This window comes from Verrucomicrobia bacterium S94, from assembly GCA_004299845.1.
In the GTDB taxonomy this organism is placed as follows: Bacteria; Verrucomicrobiota; Kiritimatiellia; order Kiritimatiellales; family Pontiellaceae; genus Pontiella.
Genome location: CP036201.1, coordinates 1,054,779 through 1,067,581, shown reverse-complemented (window position 1 = coordinate 1,067,581; position 12,803 = coordinate 1,054,779). Strand labels below are relative to the sequence as shown.

Below are 12,803 nucleotides of genomic sequence, written 5' to 3'. Positions count from 1 at the left end.
TGAGGGATGCTCTATTCATTCAGATGAAGTATACCCTTTTCATAAGCAATCACCACCGCCTGCGTCCGGTCGGCCGCCCCCAGCTTGGAACGCAGATTCAGCAAATGGGATTTCACCGTCTCCAATGCGATATCCAGACTGTCCGCAATTTCCTGATTCGATTTACCCGCTGCGAGCAGTTTAAGCACCTCCACCTCCCGCGAACTGAGACCGGAAACCTTCTGCCGCTCTTTTAAACGATGGGCAATAATTTCCGGAAAATACCGTTCACCAGCCGCAACGGCTTTAACGGCCTCGAGCAACTCAGTTACATTACCCGCCGTCTTGGTCAGATATCCCCTCACCCCCACCTGCACCGCTTTCCAGATATCCTCTTCCGAATCAAAGGCCGAAAGCAGAATGATCCGGGTATCCGGATAGCGCTTAAGAATCTTTTCCGTCACCACCAGCCCGTTATCGCCCGGCATTTTATAGTCCATGGTGACGATGTCCGGCCGGTGCTCATCCACCAGCGCCAGCGCCTCCTCCCCATTGGCCGCCTCGCCCACCACCGTCACTCCGGGCATGGCCGCCAGACTGCCGCTCAGCCCGAACCGCATCATCTGGTTATCATCCACAATCAGTATCCGAATCGATCCATTCATCCCTTCACCTCCACACTTGCCGAAATCGTTGTCCCTTTTCCGGGCGCACTCTGAATCTTCAGTGTACTGCCGACATTCCGCATTCGTTCACACATGCCCCGGAGCCCGAACCGACCGCTTTTTTCGGCGGCAGAAACATCGAACCCACACCCGTCATCCCTGATTTCCACTCTGAATCCTGCGGAATAATCCAGCGTCACTATAATATGTTCTGCTTCCGCATGCCGAATTGCATTGGAAACCGACTCTTTGATCACCAGCAGCACATTCCGTTCAGCTTCGCGGGCAAACCGCCGCGGCGTTCCCTCAACCCGCAATTCGGACGATGCGTTCCACTGACCGTTCAACGTTTTCAATGTAATTCCCGCTGCACCGACCAGATCCATGCTCTCCAGCAATCCGCCGCGCAGGTCCAGAATCGAGGTTCTCGATTCCGCCGAACAATAACTCAGCATATGTTCAACCGATTCCAGATCCGCATTGCTTTTCTCCACGCTTTCACGCCAGGCGGCATGAAGCTGTTCCACGGAAACACTCCCGTTTAGCGTCTGTTCAAACAGCTCCTGGTTTTCCTGAATATTCGACTCCTGAATAAAACGCACCCCGCCCAGACGGAAAATCGCACCGGCCAGACTCTGTTCCAGATTATCATGCAGTTCACGGGCAATCCGCTGCCGTTCATTCAGCACGGCCTCCTGCTCCATCTTTTCGCCGATAATTCCGGTCTGCCGTTCTACGGTTTTACGCAGCAGCAGAACCCAGACCAGGAAAACCAGAGCAATCAGCAGAATCATCCCAACAACCCACAGCATCCGTTTAACCGTCCACCACGGTGCGGCCTCCATCAGCTGAATATCCGCCGCACTGCGCAACTCCAGCCTGATTCCCTGAATATCCAGATGCCACGCACGCCAGTTCCCCCGATTTACATGACACAATCCCGTTAACCTCACCATAGCCCCAGAACGGATGGATTCCGGAAGCTCTGCTCCGGCCTGCAGATTCGCCTCAAACAAACGGTTATCGGAGCGGCAGAGCAGTTTGATCAGTTTTTGCGGATTTCCCCGGCCATTACTCAATTGAAACGAGTTTCCGGTTTCGACCAGTTTCGCGTCAATTTGAACTAAGTCAAAATTATAACGGTCTGTAATGCCCGACAATGAATTCAACCGAATAGGTTCTGGCGAACCGCCATGATCGATAACGTGTACCGAATGTGCACGCATGGCCGGCGAAACCGGATGCGGATTAACCAGCCCCACCACTTCGACCCGATCTCCGACCACAACGCTACCCGGATCCTGAATCTGAACATACAATGCGGCCTGTTCCCCCCTCAAAAACAACTCACGGTTTCCAACATGCGTAACCGTTCCGTAGGTTTTCACAATGCTGTGCAGTCTCATACCCTGCCGCATGAGCTCGTGGATCGGTATCGCCTCTTTCACTTCGCTTAATGCTTCTTTCAGTGAAACGCCAGACACTTTGAAGTCGCCGGCCGATGAAACATGAAAAATCCGTCCCACAATCTGGCGGCTGCTGTTATTCACCGTTCCGGCAACGGCATTGAATTCCACCCAGTGAAACATCAAGGCCGCCATACGCTTCCGATTATCCGGCGTATCAGGTATCTGCAAATGCATGATCTGCTCATCACGGATCATTTCCGCCATAATCACAAACGACTCTTCAATCACCTCATAGGAAACCAGCCGGCCGGCCATAAAAAACCAGTCACAATCAACTTCCGGAGAATGAAGATGGGTCGGCCATAGAGCCCGTCCTTTCGGCAAAGCCCGATGTTCCAGAATCTGAACGTTTTCGGCAATGATTTCGGCAGCAAATCCCCCGGCTCCGGTAACCCCCGATACCCGGACCACATCCCCCGGTTTCAGACACACCTTCTCTCCGGGTTTCTGTCGATGGCGAACATAAATTCCGTGCGCACCATCATTCAGAAAAAAACTGCCCCGCACCGGATCCACCCAGACAATCTGAGCCTCCAGCTCCACAGCCTGCTTCTGATCAGCAATCTCCGGAGTAAGGTTGCGGATCTCCGGAATGCGCGACAAAGGCGCACCCCAGACCTGCAGTCCTGCCAGAAACAGAATCGCCCAAACTGCTGTTTTGCATTTTTTCATAACAGGAGATCCTTAGAGGATAACCCTTAAAAGGACAAATGTTTTACCATGCCCATCCCCGGTTGCGGTTTCAAAAACATCCACCGAAAGAGGGATAAATCTTTCGTCCACGTTCCCCCGCCAACGACGTCATATCCGGCAAGTCACAACAAATAAACTAAAGAATAGCCGCCTGGCGGAAATGTGCATAAATGCGGCAGATGAACTCATAGTACCGGCAGAGCCGATTTCCGATAATAGAACCATGAAAAAATCAACCTCGTTACTATTTACACTGCTGATCACTGCTGGAGCCCTGGCTCAAGCCCGCCCCAATATTGTTATTTTCTATACAGACGATCTCGATTTCGACGAGGTTCCGCGGAGTCTGTATGATCTTTCCCGGTTTCCCAGTCACACCGGCATGAAACAACAGGGATTCTATGAAGATGACTTTCCTAAATTCGACCAGCCCCAGGGAGACTATTTTGAAAATCCGGATATGCTGATGCCCCACCTCGAACAACTGGCCCGCGAGGGCGTTGTTCTGGACCGGTTTTACATCACCTCTCCGGTCTGTACGCCCAGTCGCTACTCCATGCTGACCGGGCGCTATGCCAGCCGCTCCACCGGCTTCCAGAAAAAATATAAACCCGGAAAACCCGCCAGTGTTGATTGGAGTGCCACATTACCATCGTCAGAAAATACACTGCCGAAGGTGCTCCGGCAAAACGGCTATTTCACCGGCATGGTCGGTAAGTGGCACAACGGTCATGGTGCAGGTATGTATAATGCGGAATTGCGCAATGCCAAACTCTCAGATCCCGGCGTGAATGAAAAAGTGAAAGAAGCCCAGCGTATTGAATGCCGTACCATGGAAAAAGAACAGGGGTTTGATTTTGCCGCCAGCATTCAGATCGGCAACGTCGGTGCACTTAAAGCTCCCAAAGAACTCCGACTCGAAAACCTTCCCTGGGTGATGCAGGGCGCACTCGATTTTCTGGATAAAGCTAAGGAGAGCGAAAAACCGTTCTACCTCTACATCGCCCTCCCTCTGCCGCACCGGCAGTATTACGATTCTCAGGCCCGCAACCCCAACGCGCCATTCTGGTTCGAACGTGATCCTCACGGTTCTCCCGGGGGATGGCTTGATGAAGTTCCCGCTTGTATGCCCTCCTATGCCGATGTCGTACGCCGGGTGGAAGAAGCCGGTCTGCCGATGGTCAACGCCTACGGCACACATATTGACGACGCTCTCGGTGCAGTACTGACAAAACTCGACGAACTCGGCGTGGCGGAGAATACCCTTTTTGTGTTCACTTCCGATCACCAGAGCCGCGGCAAAAACACCATCGGAGAAACAGCACGGGTGCCAACCGTAATTCGCTGGCCGAACCATACAACACCGGGCACGCGGGCGGCCGGCATCTGCTCCAATGTCGATCTCGTAAGTACCATTCTCGATATCTCCGGAAGCACGGATGCCGGCGATGTCGGACGGGACGGACAAAGCTTTGCGCCAATGCTCAACGGGAAATCCGAAACCGCTCGCGAATCGCTCTATCTTGAAATCATGCATACGCGCGGGGTGGTCACAGACCGCTTCAAATACATCGCCTGCCGTGCTCCGGCGGACATTGAAGAAGCCATGAAACAGGATGCTATCCAGGCATTGGAGCAGCAGCGGCGCAGACGCGTTTCATGGGACGGCCGGGAAAACACACCTGACAATGTCAGCAAAGGCGTCATCATGGATGGTGACCGGGAATATCCGGCTTATTTTGATGCCGATCAGCTTTACGATCTGGAAAAGGATCCGTTCGAACAGAACAATCTCGCCTATGATCCGGCTTATGCAGAAACATTGGCCGAAATGAAAAAACAGCTGTCGGCCTATCTGGCCGGAATGCCCCACCCCTTCGAAGAATTTAATTAATGCGCAGACTTCTGCTCATCTCAGTTTGCGTATCCGGCATCACTCTCGGCAAGATGCCGGTTAAACCCAATATCGTGCTCTACTTTGCGGACGATATCAGTGCGCGGGAATTTCCGATCTATGGAACCCCGCAGTGGAGCCCTCCGGAACGTGGAGATACTTCGAACCCCGAATACCGGGCCCGTACCCCGGTATTGGATAAGCTCGCTGAACAGGGCTGCTGGATCACCTCCGCCTGGGCGGCCACCCTGTGTAAACCAAGCCGGGCCATGCTGCTGACCGGACGCTATGCCCACCGCCAGACCTGGTGGAGCAACCGGGACATCGGCAAAGTGAAAAAGGCCGGCGGATGGAATGAGGCATATCATATTTATGACAGCACACCCATTCTACTGAGCCATGTGGCCGGTCAGGCGGGCTATGCCACCTACTGGGCGGGAAAATTCCATCTCTCAGGAGATTATAGCAAATACGGTTTCGACGAAGCCATGATCACTCCCGGCCTGCTCGCCGAACCGACCAATCCATACAGCGATTTCCAGCTCGACCCGCAAACCCTCAACGGCAAACGCGTGTTGATCAATATGGATACCGGCAAACCCATCGAAAAAAAGACCTATGCACAGGACAGCTGGTACTGGCAGCCTAATGTCCGGCTCTGGAACAATCCGTCGGCCCCGGGCAAACTGGTCTGGTGGCCGAATACTCCGAAAGCGAAAAAGAATTTCGGACGGCACACCTATGGACCCGATCTTGAAATGGAATTCATCTTCGATTTCATCGACCGCCGGAAGGACGAGGCTAAACCCTTCTTCATTTATCATGCATCGCATCTGGGGCACGACCAGTTTGACTTCCTCGACAGCCGCTCAACCTCCAGCTGGCCGGGCACGCCGAAAATCCACTGGGATGGCAGACGCTACACGCGTACCGAACCAAAAATTACCGGTGACAAGGGGGTTTATGATACCCATGGCACAGTGACCGAACCCGGCATGCACAGCCATATCAACTATATCGATTTTCAGATCTGGCAGTATCTGCAGAAATTTGAAGAGATGGATATTTTAGACAACACCGTCTTCATCATTACGGCCGATAACGGCTCGGGCGGGTACGGAAAAAACAGCCCGGACCACCAGAAAGGGTGTCATGTTCCTATGATCATCTATGCCCCCGGTATGACCAAACAGGGACGACAGGATATTATGGCCGGCATCGTCGACCTGTGGCCGACCATCGCTGAACTGACCGGTTTTGAGATTCCGGAGAATTATGTCTATGACGGTGTCAGCATGGTGCCCTTTCTTTTCGGTGACAAACAGACGCACCGCGACTGGGTCTATACCTATCAGGAACGAAATCAGATTATTCGCGGACACCACGTGATGCGGGACGGTAATAACCGCTGGTGGGATGTTTCTTCAGAACCTGAAGACTACAACACCTATCCCGAAATTAAAGACTGGGACCGCGTTTCCGAAGTGCACCAAGCGGAAAGAGAAAAACTGCTGACCATTCTACCGGAGTATGAATAATGAATTCGTTACATTCAGATGCCATGAATAAGAAAAAAGGGCCAGCAGAAGCTCCCGGCAGAGAAAGACTGCCGATCCCCTCTCATTCGGTCTACTGGACGCTGGTCATCGCTGCATTTCTTACCTTTCTTAGCATTTTAACCAGTTTCAGTGAAACTCGGCCCAATGTGGTTATTCTTTTTGCGGATGACATCAGCCCGCGCGAACTGCCTGTCTATGGAAGCACCGTATGGACAAAACCGAAGGGCGGCGACACCTCCGATCCGAAATACCGGGCCCGTACCCCGGTACTCGATCGGCTGGCCACGGAAGGATGCTATCTTAACAGTGTCTGGGGTGCCACCGTCTGCATGCCGAGCCGGGCCATGATGATGACCGGCCGCTATGCCACACGCACCAAATGGTGGGATAACCGCGATTTCGGCAAAATCCGCACCCCGAAAGGTGAACGGACCTGGTATCTCTTCGAAAGCTCCCCGATCGGTATGGGACAGATTGCGCTGATGGGCGGTTATGCCAGTGTCTGGGCAGGTAAAACCCAGATGCAGGTACAGGGTGAGGAATTCCAGCGCTTCGGTTTTGCCGAAGGTATGATCGGAACCGGCGATGAACTGGATGTACGCAATCACCCGTACGGTTTCCGGACGACTGTAATAAATATAGATGGGAATCCCACCGTGAAAAACCTCGATTCCGGGAAACCGGCTCCGGGATATCCGCTGGCCCGCCGCAGCTACGGCTTCAACCCGCATCAGGTCGTGGTTAATGAAAAAGGAAAAAAGGCCGGCCTCGAATGGTGGCCGAATACCCCCGAAGCTAAAGCCGCCTTCGGTCTGAATACCTATGGACCGGATGTTGAAACCGACTACTGCCTCGATTTCATGGAACGGCAGCATAACGCCGGGAAACCCTTTCTTGTCTATCACGCCACACATCTCGGTCACGGCGATTTTGACTGGCTGAACCCGGATTCCGGGAACAAATGGCCGGGAACGCCGATCATTCAATGGGACGGCAGCCGATACCTCCGGACCGAACCGAATATCACCGGAAGCAGAGGAGTCTATGACACGCATGGCACCATAACGGAACCGGGACTGCACGCCCACATCAACTATTGCGACTACATCATGTGGCGCTATATCGAAAAAGCCAAAGCACTCGGCGTTTATGAAAACACTGTTTTTATTTTTGCCGCCGACAACGGCTCGCACAAATTCGGTAAAGGCCGGATCGACCAGCAGCGCGGGGTTCATGTTCCGCTGATTATTCACGCCCCGAATTTAACCAGAAAAGGTGAACTCAGCGCACTGGCTTCGCTGGTGGATATTGTCCCCACCCTGGCGGATATCATGGGCGTAAAAATCCCGGAAAACTATGAACTGGATGGAAAAAGCCTCTGGCCCTACCTGACAGCCGACGGTCCGGAACCCCACGACTGGATCTACTCATATAAAAAAGGGAAACAGCTGGCCCGTGGTCGTAAGGTGCTGCGCGACGGTTATGGCCAATGGTGGGATGTCTCCGTCCTGCCTGAAGATCACTGCAGCTTTCCGGAAATTAAAGACTGGGGAAGCGTCTCCGAACAGCATCGCGAAGAACGGGAAATGCTCCTGAAGGTTCTCGAGAAAAACAATATTTATGAAACCGAATACAACGCACCGAGGTAAACAATGAAAAAAACAACCCTGATTCTCCTCTTTTCGCTGGCTTGTATGGCGAATGCCTCATCGCCCAATATCATCATGATTTTTGCCGATGACATGGGATACGGCGATGCCGGATGCTACGGATACGATAACCTCGTCCCGACACCGAACATCGACCGGCTGGCTAAAGAAGGCGTGCGTTTTACTCAGGGCTATGTCACCGCTTCGGCCTGCGGTCCAAGCCGCTACGGTTTACTCTCCGGTATGTATCAGCAGAAATACGGTGTTCAGTGGAATCAGGATACCTGGAATGACCTCAAAAACGGGCAAACGGAAACAATCGGAAACAACCGCATCCCTGACGGTCAGCTGATGATGAATCAGACGCTCAGCCGGGCCGGCTATGTGACCGGTATGTCGGGAAAATACAATCTCCCCGGTTACCCCGATACCACGTTTGATGAATATAAATGGATCATGCATTTCGGCGGACAGTATTTTCCCGATGAAAACGGACACTATGCCGGAGTCGATGAACCCGTCGCCCGCGGAGGACACAAACGTATTCTCTGGGGCCCTGAACGTGAGGGCGATGTTTACCTGACCGACCGGCTCGGCGATCATGCCGTCGATTTTATCGAACGGCATAAAGACGAACCGTTTTTCTACTATCTGGCCTTCAATGCTCCCCACTCGCCGATGCAGGCTAAAACCAGCCTGAAACCGAAAGTGGCGCACCTGAAAACCGAAGCCACGAAAATGTACGGAGCCATGCTGATTTCCATGGATGAAAACGTCGGCAAAGTACTGAATAAACTCGATGAACTCGGACTCACTGAAAACACCCTTGTCGCATTTGCGTCCGACAACGGCGCAACATTTGCCTACAATGTCGACTGGCCGGAAGACTGGCCGAAGGAACTGCTCGGCAGTGTTGGTCCCCTTCGCGGAAATAAAGGTTCAAACTATGAAGGCGGAAACCGGGTTCCCTACATCATCCGCTGGCCCGGCAGACTGCCGGCAGGGCAGGTTTATGATCACGCCGTCAGCACACTCGATTTATACCCCACCTTCTGCGCCGCGGCCGAAGCCGAAATTCCCGAATCCACCCATCTCGACGGAGTTAATCTGCTGCCTTTTCTGAAGGGAGAGAAAACAGGGCGTCCGCACGAAACCCTCTACTGGTATCACGACAACAGCGGCTGCGTGGTTCAGGGTGATTATAAACTGCTCGTCTGGCAGGATAAACACTGGCTATACAATCTGACCGAAGATATAGGCGAACAGCACGATCTCGCCAAAACCAAACCCGAAATAGTGGAGCGCCTCATGAGAAAATACCGTAATTTTGTTGATCCGCTCCCGCCGGCGCTCAATCCGGCTAAACGCTGAATTCCGCCTTCTGCAAAGCTGTTCTGCCCTTTCCTGCATCCAAGGCTTGGAAAATAACCGGTATTAGAAAAAGATAAGGGCATGAACAGACTCGAAGACATTATTCTCAAAAACTGCGGGCCATTGTCGCCCATCCCTACCGGAATCGAACCGCAGCTGAACAAGATCGACGGTGTAAAGGCTGTGCTGTTCGATGTCTATGGCACATTAATCATTTCAGGTTCCGGCGACGTCGGCACGGCAACCGCAACCGATACCGCGGAAGCACTGACCCAGGCACTGGTGGTTTCCGGGTTCGAAGGAGAACCGGAACAGGCGGGTGTGATTGGAAAAGACCTGATGAAAACCGAAATTCAGGAATGGCATAAAGCCGGAAAAGAAGCCGGTGCTGATTTTCCGGAAGTTGAAATCACCAAAGTCTGGAAAAAAATCATTGAAAAACTCAGCCAGACAGAAGCGCTCCGGGCACACGATGTTTCCGTAGAACGTATCCGCCGACTCGGGCTTGAATATGAATGCCGCGTAAATCCGGTCTTCCCCATGCCTGGAAGCACTGAACTGCTCAACGGCCTGAAACAGCGCGGACTACCGATGGGCATTGTCTCAAACGCGCAATATTACACCCCCATCATTTTTTCCGCATTCTTTAAACGTTCTCTTGAGGAAATCGGCTTTGATCCGGCATGCTGCATCTGGTCATACAAAGAACTGAAGGCCAAACCCTCAGCAGACCTGTTTCCCAAAGCCGGGAAATTTCTTGAACAGAACCACGGTATAAAACTTTCGGAAACCGTCTATGTCGGCAACGATATGCTGAACGATATGTACACCGCAAAAGAAGCCGGCTGTAAAACCGTGCTGTTTGCCGGAGACAAACGTTCATTACGCCTGCGTGAAACAGACGACCGCTGCAAAAACCTGAAACCGGACGCCATCATCACCTCGTTGAATCAAATCCTCGAAATTATCGCCCCTTCCCCTGAGCCGGGATAAGCAGAGACGAGCTTAAGATTTAAGATGGATGAAAAGTGGACCCAATCTTTAAACCACTCGGCGGTCAGTTTTAGTTATGGTGCATAACTCCGGTTGTTTTCTTTGTTTCCTCCCTCCTCCGGCGGAGGGAGAAAACAACAGAAAAAAATGAAGTTATTGGCCAGCGGGTAGTTTAAAGAGTGAGTCCACTTCTCTTCTTTTAAGAGACTGGTTTACACTTCATTCAGTGTTTTCAGGAGCTCCACTTCTTTCTCTAGCTTTCTTTTTAAGAAAATTGTCCGGTACAATTCTCATAATCCTAAATCCAATATAATCTTCTCTGCTATTGTAATTGACTTTGTAATAGATGGATGGATTTGCATATTTTGAAGGATAATAAGCAGAACCGCCCCGAACAATTCGGTAAAATTTTTGTTCATCATCATGAGGAGATATACACCATTCCCAACAGTTTCCCTGCATATCATATAGTCCCCATGAATTGGGATTCTTGGTTCCAACCTTTTTCCGTTTTATCCCACTGTTTTCTGCAAACCACCCCAATTCCCCAATATTCTTTATGTTATCACAATCATCTTCACCAGCCCGGCAGGCATACTCCCATTCCGCCTCTGTCAGAAGCCTATACGTCCCAATGGGCACTCCCTCTTTTATGCAGAGCATTCGCACAAATTCCTGAGCATCATAAAAATAAATCTTTCGGACAGGAAAGTCGTTTTCCTTCTTTCCTCCAAACTTATTAAATGGAGCTTTCGTCCCCATAACTCTTTCCCAGTCACCCTGCGTTATTTCATATTTTCCACAATAGAAGGGTTTCTCAAACGTTCGGAAGGTCGGCTTCAGGAAGGAAGGGTTTTCCGTGCTCAATTTTTCAGCGGATCCAAGCTGTATTCCTCCCGGAGGAATCAATCGAAAGTGAATTTGGTTTGCCTCTACTTCCACAGGAAGAAGATATTTTTCGGCAATCATCTCTTGGATCTGTTTTTGCTCCGAACCTTCCTTTTCAGGGTTGATAGCGGAGTCCCCCTGTTCATTACATGCACGCATTCCAAGTTGGAGAATATTAATAGAAGAAGCCGCTTCATAAGGCAGTTCCCGGATCAACATATCCGCTTTATCCATCAGAGGTTCTTTAACGGCAGAAAAAACATCATTGATTCCGGATAGAGAAAGAAACAACGCTGCAATCATTCTCTCCCTTGATGAGGGTGATTGAGTTCTGGAACTTTTCTCGAGTTTCTGAATTATCTCGAGAGCTTCATCGTATGAAGCAACAGAGGCCTCAGCCATATCTCTCCAATATTCAGTTTTGATATGCTGCCCGCCAACATAATCACTTCCAAACGAATAACCTTCCCTATAAACTAAAGGCGATATCCGCATTATTCTAAAACCCACCCCGCATTTTCGCTGATCATACCGAACCTTTCCGCTCCCCCCTTCATAATTAAGGGAGGAGCAGCTAAAACTACCGCCCAACGTGGAATAAGCTGTAGCATAGGGCTGTTTCCCCCAGGCCGTTTTTTTCCCGAGGATTTCACCGGAAGAAAGCACGTATTCTTCTACGTTCCCGTACAAATCATATAACCCCCACGCATTGGGCGGATACTGTCCGGGATACACAATATGATTAATCCCTTTCTCATGAACTCCATTTTTTGAAACGACCGGTCTGATGTTGGCAAATCCGGTATTGACCCATTCTCCAAAATAAAACTTTGACCGAGTCCCTCCCCGAGCAACAACATTCCATTCTGATAGATAGAGCAAACGATAAGTCCCCGGAGCAACCCCCTCCAATTCACAGAGCTTTTCAACGAATCGCTCGCATTCATCCCAAAGCACATTGTTGACGGGAAGCTTGGGATCCCTACACTTTTCACACGATGGGTTATATCCCATCACATGTTCCCATTGTTCTTGGGTGACTTCATATTTCCCCACATAGAAAGGCCCTTCTGATTTAACTTTACGCAGAATATTTCCATATTCACTTCGCCCGGTCATTGTCAGTTGTTGAGGTGGGATCAGTCGAAACTTAATTTTGCTCTTACGGCTTTCAACTTCGATAGGCAGGTTGTATTTTTCTGCAATTGTTTTCTGTTCCTCAATGCTTCTTCGCTTCCATCAGCCAAACGATATTCAGATGTTTGCTTGGAGATTCCTTTCTCCCCGAGAATAAAATAGTAGTACGTGCCCTGAAGCGGGGCATATGCAGCATTTGAAACAGCGACCATATCATTGAAAACACCCTGATTGATCAAAGGCCATAATTCATCTGACTTTCCCGGCAACTCTTTCTGGGCCTTGACTGCAAAAAATATTGATGCAAATACGTCTGTTTTCCGGCATTTTATAGATAAATCTCGAAAGCGTTCATAATCAGTGTGAGCAACTGCGCTGGAAGAGAACATAACCATCGCGGTGAAAAATACAGCTTTGGAGTTCATGTCTATTTTTGTTCCTTGAATTCCAGACTCCGGGAAAACTCGTTCGTATTAATTCTAAAGGGTCTTCTGCTGAATCTGTGG

9 protein-coding genes are annotated in these 12,803 nt (G+C 50.8%); 5 read left to right on the top strand and 4 right to left on the bottom strand.

The window, feature by feature from the left end; genetic code table 11:
- Positions 1 to 11: 11 nt before the first annotated feature.
- Positions 12 to 644, bottom strand: coding sequence for a response regulator transcription factor (locus tag EGM51_04595; protein ID QBG46711.1), 633 nt, complete (start codon positions 642 to 644; stop codon positions 12 to 14).
- Positions 641 to 2,785 carry a sensor histidine kinase gene (locus EGM51_04590; GenBank protein ID QBG46710.1) on the bottom strand — a complete coding sequence of 715 codons (2,145 nt, stop codon included), beginning with the start codon at positions 2,783 to 2,785 and terminating at the stop codon, positions 641 to 643. Before EGM51_04590 ends, EGM51_04595 begins: the two co-directional genes overlap by 4 nt.
- Before the next feature lie 181 nt (positions 2,786 to 2,966).
- Between EGM51_04590 and EGM51_04585 the strand changes: the two genes are divergently transcribed.
- From EGM51_04585 to EGM51_04565, 5 genes are all read left to right on the top strand, one after another.
- Positions 2,967 to 4,700, top strand: coding sequence for a hypothetical protein (locus EGM51_04585; GenBank protein ID QBG46709.1), 1,734 nt, complete (start codon positions 2,967 to 2,969; stop codon positions 4,698 to 4,700).
- A complete protein-coding gene (locus EGM51_04580; protein QBG46708.1) occupies positions 4,700 to 6,238 on the top strand; it encodes a sulfatase in 1,539 nt (512 codons plus the stop codon). Before EGM51_04585 ends, EGM51_04580 begins: the two co-directional genes overlap by 1 nt.
- A gap of 23 nt (positions 6,239 to 6,261) precedes the next feature.
- The gene (locus EGM51_04575; protein ID QBG49241.1) at positions 6,262 to 7,908 is read left to right on the top strand and encodes a sulfatase; all 1,647 of its coding nucleotides are present in this window, start codon (positions 6,262 to 6,264) and stop codon (positions 7,906 to 7,908) included.
- A gap of 3 nt (positions 7,909 to 7,911) precedes the next feature.
- The gene (locus tag EGM51_04570) at positions 7,912 to 9,279 is read left to right on the top strand and encodes a sulfatase (protein QBG46707.1); all 1,368 of its coding nucleotides are present in this window, start codon (positions 7,912 to 7,914) and stop codon (positions 9,277 to 9,279) included.
- An 81-nt stretch (positions 9,280 to 9,360) separates the two neighbouring features.
- A complete protein-coding gene (locus EGM51_04565) occupies positions 9,361 to 10,272 on the top strand; it encodes an HAD family hydrolase (protein QBG46706.1) in 912 nt (303 codons plus the stop codon).
- 219 nt (positions 10,273 to 10,491) lie between these two features.
- Here EGM51_04565 and EGM51_04560 read toward each other — a convergent pair whose 3' ends face one another.
- Together EGM51_04560 and EGM51_04555 are read right to left on the bottom strand one after the other, a co-directional pair.
- The gene (locus EGM51_04560) at positions 10,492 to 12,279 is read right to left on the bottom strand and encodes a formylglycine-generating enzyme family protein (GenBank protein ID QBG46705.1); all 1,788 of its coding nucleotides are present in this window, start codon (positions 12,277 to 12,279) and stop codon (positions 10,492 to 10,494) included.
- Between the two features lie 20 nt (positions 12,280 to 12,299).
- Complete coding sequence (locus EGM51_04555) at positions 12,300 to 12,722, bottom strand: hypothetical protein (protein QBG46704.1); 423 nt, start codon at positions 12,720 to 12,722, stop codon at positions 12,300 to 12,302.
- Positions 12,723 to 12,803: the final 81 nt, after the last annotated feature.